The organism is Microbacterium awajiense (assembly GCF_039536545.1).
Classification (GTDB): domain Bacteria; phylum Actinomycetota; class Actinomycetes; order Actinomycetales; family Microbacteriaceae; genus Microbacterium; species Microbacterium awajiense.
Map to the genome: position 1 here is coordinate 1,425,158 of NZ_BAAAYU010000005.1, position 14,649 is coordinate 1,439,806.

The 14,649-nt window shown below is 68.9% G+C and carries 13 protein-coding genes; 8 read left to right on the forward strand and 5 right to left on the reverse strand.

The genetic code is table 11. The features are described 5' to 3' along the window. Window positions 1-33: 33 nt before the first annotated feature. A complete protein-coding gene (locus tag ABD663_RS13265) occupies window positions 34-1,212 on the reverse strand; it encodes a glycoside hydrolase family 183 protein (RefSeq protein WP_344739329.1) in 1,179 nt (392 codons plus the stop codon). A gap of 184 nt (window positions 1,213-1,396) precedes the next feature. Between ABD663_RS13265 and ABD663_RS13270 the strand changes: the two genes are divergently transcribed. Genes ABD663_RS13270 through ABD663_RS13285 form a run of 4 tightly spaced genes read left to right on the forward strand, consistent with a single transcriptional unit; the run spans window position 1,397 to window position 5,093 of the window. Further along, a complete protein-coding gene (locus tag ABD663_RS13270; RefSeq protein WP_344739331.1) occupies window positions 1,397-2,335 on the forward strand; it encodes a DUF4432 family protein in 939 nt (312 codons plus the stop codon). A 34-nt stretch (window positions 2,336-2,369) separates the two neighbouring features. Next, window positions 2,370-3,242 carry an SMP-30/gluconolactonase/LRE family protein gene (locus ABD663_RS13275; RefSeq protein ID WP_344739333.1) on the forward strand — a complete coding sequence of 291 codons (873 nt, stop codon included), beginning with the start codon at window positions 2,370-2,372 and terminating at the stop codon, window positions 3,240-3,242. Window positions 3,243-3,264: 22 nt separating this feature from the next. Beyond that, the gene (locus ABD663_RS13280) at window positions 3,265-4,062 is read left to right on the forward strand and encodes an SDR family NAD(P)-dependent oxidoreductase (RefSeq protein ID WP_344739335.1); all 798 of its coding nucleotides are present in this window, start codon (window positions 3,265-3,267) and stop codon (window positions 4,060-4,062) included. After that, window positions 4,059-5,093 carry a mannonate dehydratase gene (locus tag ABD663_RS13285; protein WP_344739337.1) on the forward strand — a complete coding sequence of 345 codons (1,035 nt, stop codon included), beginning with the start codon at window positions 4,059-4,061 and terminating at the stop codon, window positions 5,091-5,093. Before ABD663_RS13280 ends, ABD663_RS13285 begins: the two co-directional genes overlap by 4 nt. A 27-nt stretch (window positions 5,094-5,120) precedes the next feature. Here ABD663_RS13285 and ABD663_RS13290 read toward each other — a convergent pair whose 3' ends face one another. From ABD663_RS13290 to ABD663_RS13305, 4 genes are all read right to left on the reverse strand, one after another. Further along, window positions 5,121-5,669 carry a Pvc16 family protein gene (locus ABD663_RS13290; RefSeq protein WP_344739338.1) on the reverse strand — a complete coding sequence of 183 codons (549 nt, stop codon included), beginning with the start codon at window positions 5,667-5,669 and terminating at the stop codon, window positions 5,121-5,123. Further along, window positions 5,670-7,010 carry a class I SAM-dependent methyltransferase gene (locus ABD663_RS13295; protein WP_344739340.1) on the reverse strand — a complete coding sequence of 447 codons (1,341 nt, stop codon included), beginning with the start codon at window positions 7,008-7,010 and terminating at the stop codon, window positions 5,670-5,672. After that, entirely contained in the window at window positions 7,007-8,386 is a 1,380-nt protein-coding gene (locus ABD663_RS13300; RefSeq protein WP_344739342.1) for an FAD-binding oxidoreductase, read from the reverse strand. The genes ABD663_RS13295 and ABD663_RS13300 overlap by 4 nt, the downstream gene beginning before the upstream one ends. A gap of 159 nt (window positions 8,387-8,545) precedes the next feature. Then, window positions 8,546-9,211 (reverse strand): GntR family transcriptional regulator, encoded by a 666-nt coding sequence (locus ABD663_RS13305; RefSeq protein ID WP_344739344.1) that lies wholly within the window; start codon window positions 9,209-9,211, stop codon window positions 8,546-8,548. Window positions 9,212-9,588: 377 nt separating this feature from the next. Here ABD663_RS13305 and ABD663_RS13310 point away from each other — a divergent pair, with 377 nt between their 5' ends. From ABD663_RS13310 to ABD663_RS13325, 4 genes are read left to right on the forward strand one after another with little or no spacing between them, the layout of a single operon-like run. Further along, complete coding sequence (locus ABD663_RS13310; RefSeq protein WP_344739346.1) at window positions 9,589-11,112, forward strand: ABC transporter substrate-binding protein; 1,524 nt, start codon at window positions 9,589-9,591, stop codon at window positions 11,110-11,112. A gap of 7 nt (window positions 11,113-11,119) precedes the next feature. After that, a complete protein-coding gene (locus ABD663_RS13315; protein ID WP_344739348.1) occupies window positions 11,120-12,136 on the forward strand; it encodes an ABC transporter permease in 1,017 nt (338 codons plus the stop codon). After that, window positions 12,133-13,023, forward strand: a complete 891-nt coding sequence (locus tag ABD663_RS13320; RefSeq protein WP_344739350.1) for an ABC transporter permease — start codon at window positions 12,133-12,135, stop codon at window positions 13,021-13,023. Before ABD663_RS13315 ends, ABD663_RS13320 begins: the two co-directional genes overlap by 4 nt. Beyond that, window positions 13,020-14,633: an ABC transporter ATP-binding protein gene (locus ABD663_RS13325; RefSeq protein ID WP_344739352.1), complete on the forward strand. Its 1,614-nt coding sequence runs from the start codon at window positions 13,020-13,022 to the stop codon at window positions 14,631-14,633. Before ABD663_RS13320 ends, ABD663_RS13325 begins: the two co-directional genes overlap by 4 nt. Window positions 14,634-14,649 lie beyond the last annotated feature (16 nt).

Sequence of the window (14,649 nt, forward strand, 5' to 3'; positions counted from 1 at the left end):
CCCGGTCCGCACCGGGCCCATCGCCTCTGCCGGTCACGGCGTGATGGTCAGCTCGACGTCGACGAAGCGCGGGCGGTAGATCGTGACGTCGTCATACAGGTCGTCGCCGACGAAGCTGTTGACGTTGTAGGTCACCAGCAAGGTGTCGCCGTCGCGGTCCTCGGGGTGCTCATGCGCGTTGTACGTGAACACGTTCGCATTGCCGTACGAGCCGAAGATGCCGGTCTCGGGGGTGCGGTACAACTCCGCTGCGAATGTGAAAGGTCCGGTCGGCGAGCACGAGACCTGGGCGACGATGCGGGTGCTGAACAGTTCGCTCGTGTCCTGCGTGACCATGAGATACCCGTCACGGTAGGGCTCCACGCTGAACTCGTTGGCGACGTACGACGCGACTGGCACGGCATCCGCTTCGTTCGGAGCCCAGCGCTTGCCGTCCCAGAACTTCCACTTCGTGGCGAGATCGCCTCCGTTGGCACGCGCGACGAACGCGGACCGCACTCCCTCGATGTCGTTGATCCCGTAGATGTACGTCGTGTTGCCCTCCGACAGCGTGTAGGAGCCCCAGTTGATGCCGACCGCCGACGGCAGCTCGGTGATCGACTCGAGTTCGAGGCTCGTCCCATCGAGGGTCGCCAGCCGGTTCGCCGACCATCCCCAGTCCCACATCCCGGGACCGAAGCGTTCGAACTGGAGGAGCGGTATCTGCACATCGCCCTTCTTGTTCAGCTCGGGGTCGCCGATCCAGTGCCAGTTGCCTTCCGGCGTCGGAGGAATGATCGACTCCGGTGCGTCATCCGTTCCGCCGGTGACCGTGTCGAGGGTGCCGTCATCGTCGACCACGATCGAGTTGTTGAGGAATGGCGTCGACAGTGGGCGGCCGAGGTCGGCATCGACCGGCCCGAGGAACGTGTCGGAGAAGAACCACGCCTGGCGCCCATCCTCGAGGACCAGGGAGTACGTGCTGTCGCCGCCGGTCCAGCCGACTCCGGAGTTGCCGTACTCGGCGAAGGCCGCGGTCCTGGCCTCATTGACGGACGCCGCCGCGCTCATCGTGCTGTCGACCAACGTGCAGCTGTCACCCTTCGAGGAGGCGGATGCCGGGCCGGATGCCGTTGCCGCGGCCGGGACCGCGGGAACGAGCAGCACCCCCGCGGCGATCGCCGAGGCGGCGGTGACGGCGGAGATGCGACGTGACGGACGTGTAGGACTCATGGCGCTCCTTTGCGTTGGTATCGTTAACATAGTCACGAGCGACGGTATCGATCAATCCCTTGACGTGAAGCTCGGCGCTCGCTGATACCGTCCGAACACAGGAGGACGCAGTGTCGCGATACCCGGACCGGATCCGACCGCTCGACATCGGGAGGCACAGCCCCCGATGCGAGGGAGGGGGAGCATGACGCCCCTCACCCTGAGCAGTCGCCTGCTCCGCGTCGACCTGGACCCCGGGCGCGGCGCGGACATCCTTCAGATCACGGATGCCGGGTCCGGCGCCGGCATCCTCGCATCCACCCCCTGGCGTGCCCGTGCCGACATCATCCGCAACCGTGTCATGGCACCGAGTGCGGTGGATCCGACCGACCGCTGGCTCGAGCAGTACCGCGGCGGATGGCAGACCCTGTGTCCCAACGCGGGCCCGCCCCGGAAGCTCGGCGCGACCGAGGTCGGGTTCCACGGTGAGGCATCCGTCTCGGCGTGGCAGGTCAAGGCGAGCGACGACTCGAGCGCCCGCCTGTCGCTCGATCTCTTCTCCGTTCCCGTCAGGATCGAGCGCGAACTGCGCGTTGAGGGTGCAACCCTCGTCCAGTCCGATGTGCTGACCAATCTCAGCGGCGACGGGATCGACATCGACTACGTCAGTCACCCCGCCTTCGGCGGCGCGCTTCTCGACGGCGCGTGCCGCGTCGACACGGACGCGCGGTCGTTCACACTCGACCCCGACGAGCACAACCTGCCCAGCTCGGAGTGGCCGCACACTCCGGAGGCCGACGATGCCAGCGACCTGCGTGTGGTCCCCCTGCCAGGCGAGTCCGTGCGCAGGTTCGGCTGGCTCTCCGACTTCGAGGCCGGGTGGTACTCGATCACGAATCTCGATCGGGCGCTCGCGGTGAATGTCGAGTGGGATGCGCGGATCCTGCCCCACGCCTGGTGGTGGCAGGAGCTGAACGGCTCCCGCGGCCATCCCTGGTTCCAGCGCGCGCGGATCATGGCCATCGAGCCCGCGAGCACGGCGACATCGGGAGCGGGTAGGTCGGCGACGCTGGCCCTGGGGCCGTCCGCGTCGACGCAGATCGCGATCACGCTGAGTCTTGCGACGACGGCCGGTCGTTCGTAGGAAGAATTCAGTCGATGCACCACCTGGAGACGACATGAGCGGCGAGGAATCAACACAGGGAGTCCGTGCGATCGTGCGTGCGACCGCGCGCGTGGGTGAGGGTCCGGTGGTCGACCCGCGCACCGGAGAGCTGTGCTGGGTCGACATCCTCGCCGGCGCCCTGCTGCAGAGCGACCTGGATGCCGGCGCGACCGAGCGTTGGGACTTCGACACGTACCTCGGCGCGATCGCGCCACGCGCATCCCACCCGGGCTTCGCGGTCGCCGCGTCGGAGGGATTCGGCTATGCGGTCGCCGGCGAGCTCGTCATCGAGGATCCGGTGCTGCCCGATCCCGACCTCCGCATGAACGACGCCAAGTGCGATCCGCTCGGACGCTTGTGGGCCGGCAGCAACCACCTTGCTTTCGCCGAGGGGCGGGGATCGCTGCACCGGTGGGACGGACGGACGTCGAGCACGGTGATTCGACGAGGTCTCACCCTGCCGAACGGGCTCGGGTGGTCGGCAGACGCCCGCACGATGTTCCTCATCGACAGCATGGCCGGTGTGGTCATGCGCGCACCGTTCGATGTCGACGACGGCGGGGTCGGCGAGTTCGAGCCGTTCGTGACAGTCGACGAGGGACTGCCGGACGGTCTCGCGGTCGACCAGGAGGACTGCGTGTGGGTGGCGGTCTGGGGTGCATCCGCGGTGCATCGATACGACACGGCGGGTCGCCTCGCCCAGACGGTGCGGATGCCGGTCAGCCAGCCGTCGAGCTGCGCGTTCGCCGCCGACGGGGCGCTGTTCGTGACCTCGGCCCGAGACGGCCTGACGCCGGAACAGCTGGAGCGCGAGCCGCTCGCCGGCAGTGTGTTCGCCGTCGACACCGACACCCGAGGGGTGCCGATCGCGGCGTTCGCGGCATGAGGACATGAGGAGAGGCGATTCGATGAACGATCACGACGGGCGGTCCTGCCTGGTCATCGGCGGAAGCAGCGGGATCGGGCGTGGTGCCTGCCTGGCGCTTGCCGCCGCCGGCGCGAACGTGGCGGTGCACGGGCTCGACGAAGGCGAGGCCGCCGAGGTGGCGGCGTCGATCCAGGAGTCCGGGGGGCGCGCCATCGCCGTCGGCGGGGACATCGCTGATCCGGAGACGTCGCAGCGCGCCGTGGACCGGACCCTCGCCGAATTCGGAGCGCTCCACTCGCTGGTCGTCTCCAGCGGCATCCAGCGATACGGTGACGTCGTCGAGACATCCGTCGACGAATGGGACCACGTGTTCGACGTGAATGTGCGGGGCGCGTTCCTCGCGGCGCGGACGGCCTTGCCGGCCATCCGTGCCACGGACGGCGGCACCGTGGTCGTGGTGGCGTCCGTGCAGGGATCCGCGAGCCAGCCGAAGGTCGCCGCCTATTCGGCGAGCAAAGGAGCGCTCATCGCGCTCACCCGTTCGATGGCCATCGACGAGGCGGCTCACGGCGTGCGGGTGAACAGCGTGAGTCCGGGATCGATCGACACGCCGATGCTCCGCGCCTCGGCAGCGGGCGTGAACGGGTCGGACGTCGACGACGTGCTCGACCACTGGGGGACCGCCCACGCGCTGGGACGCGTCGGCCAGGCGATGGAGGTCGGGGAGGCGATCGCCTTCCTCGCCGGGCCTCGGTCGGGGTTCATCACGGGCGTGGATCTGAAGGTCGACGGCGGCATGATGGCCCGCCTTCCTGCGCCGATCGGAGTGCTGCGGTGACCGGCGACATCGAGCTCATCGAGCTGCTCCCGCCCCGACCGTCGCGGCTCTGGCCGCTGGTCAAGCAGTGCGGAGTGAACGCGGTCGCCGCGCTGATGAACGGGGCGGAACAGGACCAGCGCATGTTCCGGTCGGTCGGTGTCGCCACCGGACGCCCGGACGGCGGGGACGGAGACGGCGATCCGTGGAGCGAGAAGGCCCTCGCGAGAGACCTCGGCATCTTCTCCGACGGCGGGTTCTCGGTGCAGGTCATCGAAGACACGCCGCCGCTCGACAAGGCTCGTCTGGGATCACATGGGCGCGACGAGCAGATCGATCACGTGATCACCCAGGTGCGCGCGATGGGGAACCTCGGGGTACCGGTGCTCTGCTACAACTGGATGGCCGTCACGAGCTGGGCGCGCACGTCGATCGACACACCGTCACGCGGCGGGGCTCTGGTGACGGCCTTCGATGCCGAGCATCAGGCCGCTCGCGAAGATGTCGTCGAGCCCGGTGAGGTTACCGCCGAGCAGCTGTGGGACGCGCTGCGGTACTTCCTGCAGGCGGTCGTCCCCGAGGCGGAGGCTGCGGGAGTGACCCTCGCGATGCACCCGGATGACCCTCCGAGGTCGGTCGTGAAGGGTGTGCCGCGCATTTTGAGCTCCGTCGAGGGATTCCGGCGACTGCTCGACCTCGACCCCTCGCCCGCCAACGCGATCACCCTCTGCCAGGGCAACTTCGCTCTGATGACCGAGGACCTGCCCGCGGTCATCCGTGAATTCGGCGACCGCGAGCGCATCGGTTTCGTGCACTTCCGCGACGTCGCCGGTACAGCCGACAGCTTCGTCGAGACCTTCCACGACGACGGCCCGACCGACATGGCCGCCTGCCTCGACGCGTATGAGCAAGCCGGCTTCCAAGGAGCGCTCCGTCCCGACCACGTGCCCACGATGGCGGGCGAGACCAACGACATGCCGGGCTATGGCACGCTCGGACGGTTGTATGCGCTCGGGTACATCCGCGGCCTGCAGGACGCGCGGGCGAGGTGACTCAGGTGCTGGCGACGCGGCGGATGATCAGCCCGACTCGATGAACACAACGCCGGCCGTGCACACGACCGACAGCTGATACGGATGGTGCGACACCATCGACCACAGTCGTGACATGTCCTCGGAACTCTGGGGCGTGATCGAAAGCCGCACGCGCTCCGGACCCTGGGCGAGCTCCATGGCCTCGGGCAATCCCTCTGCGGCCGCCGCGCCCAGCTCGGCGTCGCTCAGCACCGGTGCGGCCTGGAGCGAGGCGAGGGCGAGACCGAGCATCCGCTGCGAGACGAGGCTCTGCTCCTCGCCGGTGAAACTCAGCAGGTAGTGCAGGTCGAGCGCCATCGACGGTGCGTGCGGGGGCCGCCCGCCGGGGCCGCGCGCCGGGAGGTCATTTCCGATCGCCCCAGTTCTCGGCGTCACCCCGAAGAGGAAGACCGACACCGCGCCGGTGTCCCGGCCGAGGCCCTCATCGGGGCGGCCCGCCACGACCCGCGCATCAGGGAGTTCGGCTCGGATCGATGTGCTGAGCCGACGCCGCAGCACCTCCGTCACGGCCGCGATCGCGCGATAGCTCGCCATCTACGGCGTCCACCACGGCCGCAGAGGCAGATCGCCGTCACGCCCGTCGTCGTGCGGGTTGGCCGCCAGCACCTGATGGAGCTGAATCCCGCCCTTCTCGAAAGCGAGACGGGACCCGGCCATGTACAGGCCCCAGACCTTCGCCGTCGGCAAACCGACCTCGGCGACCGCCTCGTCCCAGTGGACGACGAGGTTGGCGCACCAGTCGCGCAGGGTCAGCGCGTAGTGCGGCCGAAGGTTCTCCTCGTGCAGCACCTCGAGCCCGACATCCTGCGCCTCGGTGATGATCCGGCCCGAGCCGGTGAGCTCGCCGTCGGGGAAGACGTAGCGGTCGATGAACCCCTTCGCGGCCGGCTCGCTGCGGTTGTCGGGGCGCGTGATGCAGTGGTTGAGCAGAAGCGCACCGGGGCGCATCCGCGATCGCAGGAACCGGAAGTACGACGGGTAGTTGCGCACCCCGATGTGCTCGAGCAGCCCGATCGACGAGACGGCGTCGAAGCCGGTCTCGGCGACATCGCGGTAGTCGCCGTAGCGCACCTCGGCCAGGTCGCCCAGGCCCTGCTCGGCGATGGCGCGCTGGGCCCAAGACGACTGCTCACGCGACAGCGTCACGCCCGTGGCCGCGACACCGTGCCGCGCGGCGTAGCGCACCATGCCGCCCCACCCGCATCCGACATCGAGAAGCCGATCGCCGGGCTTCAGCCGCAGCTTCTCGAACACCAGTCGGTACTTGTTCTCCTGGGCGGCATCGAGCGAGGCGTCGGGTGTCGGATAGCACGCGCACGTGTAGGTCATCGAGGTGCCGAGCACCCACTCGTAGAAGGTGTTCGACACGTCGTAGTGGTGATGGATCGCCTCGGCGTCGCGGTGCTTGCTGTGGCGCAGGCCGCTCGTCACGCGGCGCAGACCGGACGGCGCCTCCTGCGGGGGCGGTGCGATCGGCCGCAGATGCTCGACGCCCATCGAACGGATGATGTCGACCATCACCCGCGCCGGCGGTCGCTCGAAGACGAGGTCGTCGGACAGTGCTTTGAGCAGCTCGTAGGGATCGCCGAGGTGCACTCCGTGGATGTCGAGGTCACCGGCGATGTACGCGCGGGCGAAGCCGAGGTCGCCGCGGGCGGTGGCGAGGTAGGTGGTGCCGCGCGGCGTCTTCAGATCCAGACCGTACGGAGCATCGGGGTCGCCGGCCGAGCTGCCGTCGTAGGCGGTGAATCTCAGGGGCAACCGACCGCCCGAGAGGATCTCGAGGATCTCGGCGAGGGTCAGCTTCCCGGATGCCGCGCCCGATGCCGCGCCCGAAGCCGTGGCATCCGCTGTCTTGTCCTTCGAGGTGGTCATCTGCGTTGCACCGCCTTCGCGTAGAGGTCGAGCAGGCGTGAATCGGGATCGTAGCGGCTCTTCACGGCGCGGTAGGCGTCGCCGCCGTAGAGGTCGTCGAACTCCTCGCGCGAGTAGAACGCGTCGGAGTAGAGCGACTTGTGCCCGGCGAGCTCGGTGACCTTGCGTTCGATCATCCGGTTCGTCTCGCCCTCGCCCTGACCGACCGGCACCGTCGACCAGAAGCCGACGTTGACATACGTGCGACCCGGCTGCAGCGGATACAGCGGCCAGTCGCGACCGTCGCGCACGCGCAGGGGGCACAGCCAGATCGGCTCGATCGGCACGGCGTCGAGGAACCAGTCCAGGAACTCGGCGCATCGCTCGACCGGCACCTCGACGTCCTGCACGACGCGCTCGCGGGGTGGGCGGCCCTTGAGCTTCTCGAGTCGATCGCCGATGTCGAACCTGCGCTCGAGTCGCATCAGCTTCCAGTAGAAGCTGCTGCGCCGGTAGCGCCGCGGCCAGAGCCGACGAAGAGCGGGATGCTGCGCGCCGAAGGCCTGGGAGCACCAGAACCAGTCGGCATCCCACCGCCACAGGTAGTCGTGGATCGTGAGTCGATCGGTCTCGGCGCCGTCGTCGTGCCGGATGGACCGGTAGTAGATGTGCTGTCCGGTGTAGTCGCTCGTCGGGCCGGCAGAGGCCGTCTGCGTGCCGAGGCACAGATAGCTCTCGTCGGCGCTGAACACGACCCCGTCGAGGTAGTCGACCCTCGAGCCTTCGTGCCGGCCGGTCTCGACGATGCGGTCCATTGCGGCGACCAGCTCGGCGACCGTGTGGAACCGCACATGGGTGAGCGCGACGAACGGTTCGACGGGCTCGAGCTCGATGCGCAGGCGCACGGCATAGCCGAGGGTCCCGTACGAGTTGGGGAAGGACCGGAAGAGATCGGCGTTCGCGTGAGGTGAGGCGGTGACGATCTCGCCCGTGCCGGTGAGGATGTCCATCTCGAGCACCGACTCGTGCGGCAGCCCGCGGCGGAACGAGGTCGACTCGATGCCGAGGCCGGTGACCGCCCCTCCGAGCGTGATGGTCTTCAGCTGCGGGACCACCAGCGGTGCCAGTCCGAACGACAGGGTCGCCGAGACGAGCTCCTCATACGTGCACATCCCCGCGACGTCGGCGGTGCGGGCGTCGGGATCGACGGAGATCACCGAGGTGAGTCCTGACGTGTCGAGACCGGGGGAAGGCGAGCTCGCCCGCGATCGGAACAGATTCGATGTGCTCTTGGCAAGCCGCACCGAGTCGGTCGGACCCAGGGCGCGGAAGCTCTCGAGAAGACGCTCGACGCCGTCGGCGTGAGCGGTCCGTGCGTCGATCACGGGAGCGGACACGCCTTCACGCTACCCGGGGCCGCCGGAGCCGGCCAGGGCATGCGCGGCACGTCGACGATCGTGATCTCGGAGCTCGGAACGCGACGACACTTCCGAGTGCAAGGGTGAGGACATGCCCACGGTACCTGCCCGTCACGCTCAAGGGGCCCTGAGGCGGCATCAGTGCCGAGTCGTCGCGCTCCACCGGTCGACCGACAGCGTGTGCCACGTCTCGAATGTCACTGCGGATGCCGCGGCGACGTCTCCCTCGCTCATGAGGTCGATGAGTCGGTCGTGCCGCTCATGCGATGCCCTGCCGTCCTCGAGGAATCGGTCACGCTCGGCGCGACGCACCACCGGACCGAACTGGTCGAGCACCGACTCGATCGCCCGGTTGCCGAGCGCCGCGACCGGAACGGCGTGCAGTTCCTCGTCGGCGTCGAGCGCGGCCGCGATGTCACCGGCGTCGAGCGCTGCGGCGAAGCGGCGGTTCGCCGCCCGCATCTGCTCGACGTGTGCGTCGGTCAGTTTGCCGGCCATCTCGCGTACGGCCAGCACATGCATCGCGGCGACGACATCGCGAGCATCCCGGACAGCGCGGGGGTCGATCTCGCTGACGGTCGTCGAACGGCCGGGTCTGGTCACCACCAGTCCGCTCGCGCTCAACCGCAGAAGCGCCTCGCGAACCGGTGTCCGACTCACACCGAGCCACTCGGCGAGCTCACCGTCCTTCAACTGCTCCCCGGGCAGGAAGGCGCCGGCGACGATGGCATCGCGCAGACGGTGGAAGACGTCGTCGCGAAGCAGGGTGCGATCTACGCCCGGGATGGAATCGGGAATCGGCATGCAATATGTTGCGCACACTGGCGTGGCTCGGACAAGTCGTGCGCGCTGTCACTCATGGTCGAGCAGCAGGCAATATATTGCGTATTGATTCGCGGGGCGGACCGCGCCGCCGGTCGACCCTCCGAGCCATCTCCAAGGAAGCCATCATGGACAGCATCGAGCAGCAGCTCACCGACGGTCGGACCGGTGCTCCGGGAGGTTCAGCGCGAGTCGTGGCCGTCGGTCAGCACTGCGATAATCGGAGCGATCTGCGCTCGCCGGGGGGACTGGACGAGTCGGCACGCCAATGGTCGTTCCTCAGCGACAGGCGTTCACCGTCGACCGTCGCTTCCACGACATCGCCCGCGGCCCAGAGCGTCTCACCGGAAAGGGGATCGATGTCGCGGAGCGGCCGCAGTGCCACCACAGCCATCGCCATCGCGGCATCCGTCGCACTGCTCGCGTCGCTCGGCGGCTGCGCGGCCGGCGCCCACGGCGCAGACGGCGGCGTCTATCGCGTGCCCATCTCGGCGCCCGGCAGCCAGATCGACCCTCTGACGGCCTCCGACCAGTACGCGCTCGCGATCACCGGTCTCGTGACGGAGCCCCTCGCGAGCCTCGACGCCGACGGAGTGCTCCACCCCCGACTGGCGACGCAGTGGTCGGCATCTGCCGACGGCCTCACGTGGACGGTGGAACTCCGCCCCGAAGCCCGCTTCAACGACGGCGAGCCGGTGACGGCCACGGACGTGGTGTGGACGTTCGAGTCCATCATCGACGAGGAGAGCCCTTCTCCGGGGCAGACGTCCTTCGCAGGCGTGCTCGAGGCGATCGAAGCGACCGATGAGTTGAGCGTCGACTTCGTGCTCTCCCGGCCCTTCTCCGACTTCCCGCTCCTGTTTACGGGGCCGAACACCGGCATCCTCCCCGACGGGTACACGCCCGGCAGCTGGCTGGAGGAGCCTGTCGGTGCGGGACAGTTCCTGCTCACCGACTACACCATCGGGCAGGGGGCGACCTACGTCAAGAACCCCGACTACTGGAACGCGGATGAGATCCTTCTCGACGGGGTGGAACTCAAGATCTACGCCGACGCCCAGGCGCAGCTGCTCGCGTTCCAGGCGGGAGACATCGATCGGATCGGCCTCACCGCGGAGGTGGCGTCGACGATCGACCTCGCGGACTACGACGTCATCTCGTCGGGCTTCAACCGGTTCGACGCCCTCGTCTTCGATGTGACCGCACCGCCGTTCGATGATGAGACTGCGCGCCAGGCCGTCGCCTGGGCCATCGATCGCCCGGCCCTGATCGAGGCGGTGTACTTCGGCAACGCCGATGTGGCCAACGACACGACGTTCTTCCCCGATTACGAGCCGAAGCCGCAGGGCCTGCAGCAGCGCACCCAGGACCTCGACCGTGTGGAGGAACTGCGTGCCGGACGCACCTTCCGTTTCACCATCACGACGTCGTACCAGCTCCTCGGCGAGGTGATCCAGCAGCAGCTGAACGCCGTACCCGGATTCGACGTCTCGCTCGATGTCATGACGACCGAGGAGTACTACGCCGACGGCGATGTCGTGCCGTGGTTGCAGGCGCCGGTGACGGCGACCAGCTGGGCGAAACGGGCGCCCACCCAGTACCTCGCCGCGATGTATGCGGCCGGATCGGACTGGAACGCGTCGCACTACGACAACCCCGAACTGGAGGAGCTCGCCGCTGGATTCGACGCGACGACCGACCCGGTCCAGCGGCAGGCGCTGGTCGACGAGATCGGACGAATCCAGTGGTCTGAGGTTCCCGCGATCATTCCGGCATACTCGAAGTCGCAGGCTGTCCAGTCGACGCGCGTCGAGGGGGAATTCGCCGGACCCCTGGACTTCTACACGGGGTACGACTTCTCGGGCATCTCGGTCGAGAGGTGATGCCACGGTGACGACGACGACCCGGCGGGTTCGGCCGGCGCCGACGCCCGCGCGAGGACGTCTCACCCGCACATTCGGGCTGCTCGGTCGGCGTGCTCTCCAGATCCCGGGCGTCTTGCTGATGGTCTCCGCCGCGCTGTTCTGGCTCATCCATGTCGTCCCGGGCGACCCGGGCCGCAATGCGCTGGGGCCCTATGCCACCGAGAGTCAGGTCGCTGCCTGGAACTCGGCTCATGGTGCGGAGGCCGGCCCGCTCGAGGGCTACGTGTCGTGGCTTGCGGGCTTCGCGACCGGCGACTGGGGTGTGAGCCTGGTCTACGACGTGCCCGTCCTCGGGCTGGTGATGGGCCGGTTCGTCAACTCGGTGGCCCTCGGCGTGCTGGCTTTCGCTCTGCTCGTGCCGCTCGCGATCGGGATCGGCGCGCTCCAGGCGCGTACCGAGGGGTCGCGCGGGGATCGCGCGACCACGGTGACGCTGATGACCCTCGCGTCCGTTCCCGAATTCGTGATCGGGGTCGTCTTCCTCATCGTGTTCGCGGTCGTGCTGCCGATCGCCCCGGTGCGAGCGACGGACGGACTCGGGAGCGGCGTCGTCTTGCATGTCGGGGCGATGCTCTTGCCGGCGCTGACCCTGGCGCTGGGCACCGTGTCGATCGTCGCGCGCACTGCGCGATCGAGCATCATCGACACCACGCGCGCGCCGTTCTACCGTGCTGCGGTCGTGAGGGGCCTCTCCGGCGGAGAACTGTTCCGCCGGCACGTCGCGCGCAACGCCCTCGGTCCCACGATCGCGGTCCTCGGGCTCTGCCTCGGCGTCTTCATCGGAGGCAGCGCGGTGGTGGAGACGCTCTTCGGCTATCCCGGACTCGGCGAGCTCCTCGTGACCGCGACACAGCGCAAGGATCTGCCCGTGCTGACGGCAGGTGTCATGGTGACGGGCTTCGTCTCGCTCGCAGCTCTTCTCGCGACCGACCTCGCCCTCGCGGCGGTCGATCCTCGCGTGCGGCTCTCGGAGGGGTCATGACCTCTGCCGATGCGGTCCTGCGCGAGCCGCGGCGCCCGCGGGCGCCCGCCGGAGCGGACTCGGCTCGCGAAGAACGTCGGGCGGCCGGCGGGGTGCTGATCCGCCGCCCGACGTTCGTGGTCAGCGCACTGATCGTGCTGGCGTGGATCCTCGCGGCCATCGGCTGGCGCTGGCTCGGGATCGATCCCTATGCCGATACGGGCGCGAGCCTGGCGGCACCCAGCGCCGACCACTGGTTCGGGACCGATCGCATCGGTCGAGACGTCTTCGCCCGCGTGCTCGCCGGATCCGAGTCCGTGCTGGTGGTCGCCCCCGCGGCGACCCTCGTCGCCACGGTGCTCGGCACCGTCGTCGGTCTCGTCGCCGGATACCGGCGCGGCTGGATCGACGCCGCGCTGATGCGGGTGCTCGATGTGCTCATCGTCGTTCCCGTGGTCGTCGTGCTCCTGGTCGTCGTCACGGCGTTCGGTCAGAGTCTTCCGGTGCTGATCCTGGCGATCGGCGTCCTGCTGTCGCCGCTGATCGCCCGGGTCGTCCGTGCGCAGACGCTGATGGAGACGGGCAAGGAGTACATCGAGAGTGCCCGTCTTCAGGGGGAGCGGCCGTCACGGATGCTGCTGCACGAGCTGCTGCCGAATGTGTGGCCGCAGGCACTCGTGCAGGCGACCCTCTGCGTGGGGATCGCCGTGTTCGTGACGGCGACGCTGTCCTTCCTCGGCTTGGCGGCGACGCCGCCGTCGCCGGACTGGGGGCTCGCCGTCAGCGAGAACCGCGCGTTCCTGCAGGGTGCGTGGTGGACGGTCGCGTTCCCGTGTGCGGCGATCGCGTCACTGGTCGTCTCGGTGAATCTCATCGGAGACAACGTCAAGGAGGTGCTCGCGCCGTGAGCGTCGTCCGCGTGCGGGGCCTGTCGATCGATCTGCGCTCGCCTCGGCGGTACCGTCGGGTCGTCGACGAGGTCGACTTCGACATCGATGACGGCGAGACGTTCGGGATCGTCGGCGCCTCGGGCTCGGGCAAGAGCACGATCGCGTGGGCGCTGGCCGGGCACTTCGCACGGCACGCGCGGGTATCGGCCGATCGCCTGGAGATCGACGGTCTCGACGTGCTGAGCCTCGACCGCGCAGCGTTGCGGCGTCACCGGCGTGCTGGCGTGGCGATCGTGCCGCAGGAGCCTCAGCGCGCACTCGACCCGACAGCGCGCATCGGCCCGCAGGTCGCGAGGGCGATCTCGAGCGCAGAGGACTCCGCGCGGCCATCGGTCATCGAGGTCCTCGCCGAGGTCGGCCTCGACGAGCCCGAATCCATCGCCCGCAGGTTTCCGCATGAGGTCTCGGGTGGACAAGCCCAGCGCATCGTGTTGGCGATGGCGCTTGCCCGCCGACCGGGGCTTCTCATCCTCGACGAGCCCACCGCCGGATTGGACGCGGTGTCGCGGGAAGCGGTGCTCTCGACCATCGGCCGGACGGTGCAGCGGCGGGGGAGCTCTGTGCTGCTGATCAGCCATGACCTGACGCTCGTCGCGGCGCACTCCGATCGGGTCGGCATCCTGGTCGATGGACGAGTGGTCGAGACGCGACCCGCCGAGTCGCTGTTCTCGGGCCCACGACACCCGTGGACGCGCGGTGCGGTCGCGATCGAGCGGAGCCGAGACGCCGCCGCGCGCCGAAATGCACGCTCCGCCGGCAGGACCGTGGTCGACGCGGACGGGGTCGGCGTGCGGTACGGAGGGCGGCCTGTCCTGGAAGGCATCCGCCTCCGCATCGAGCGCGGTGAGACGCTCGGGCTGGTCGGTGAGACGGGAAGCGGGAAGACCACGCTCGGGCGTGCGATCGCCGGCCTGATCCCGCACTCGGGCGAGGTGGTCATCGATGCGCCCGACGTGCCACCGCCGGTCCAGATCGTGTGGCAGAACGCCGACGCCTCGCTCAACCCTCGGCGAACCGTCGGCCAGACACTGAGCCGTGCCATCCGCCTGCTCGACGGGCAGACGACACCGTTGCTGCTCGCGGAGCGGACGGGTTTGACGGCCGATGCGCTCGACAAGCTGCCGCATCAGCTCTCCGGGGGCGAGAAGCAGCGGGTCGCTCTCGCTCGGGCCTTCGCGGGACGATCCGCCGTGGTGGTCTGCGATGAGCCCACGTCGGCGCTGGATCCGCACAACCGCGAGCTCATCCTCGATCTGATCGTCCAGCTGCAGGAGACCACGGGAGCCGCGTGCCTGTTCATCTCGCACGATCTCGCGGTGGTCCGGCGCGTCTCCCATCGTGTGGCCGTCCTCCGCGACGGACGGATGCTCGAGACCGTGTCCGCGGCGGGTATGGACGTGGATGCACGGCATGCTTATACCCGGAACCTCATCGCCGCGACGCGTCGCCTCGCGTCCGCGGGCGCAGCGAGCCCGCACGGGTCGAGCAACGGCGTCGATTCAGCGGCGATGGACGGTTCGGGGCCATCGTCGGTCAGCCCGGACACGGGAACGTCGACGTGCCGGTGAGCCGGCCGGGCGGGAA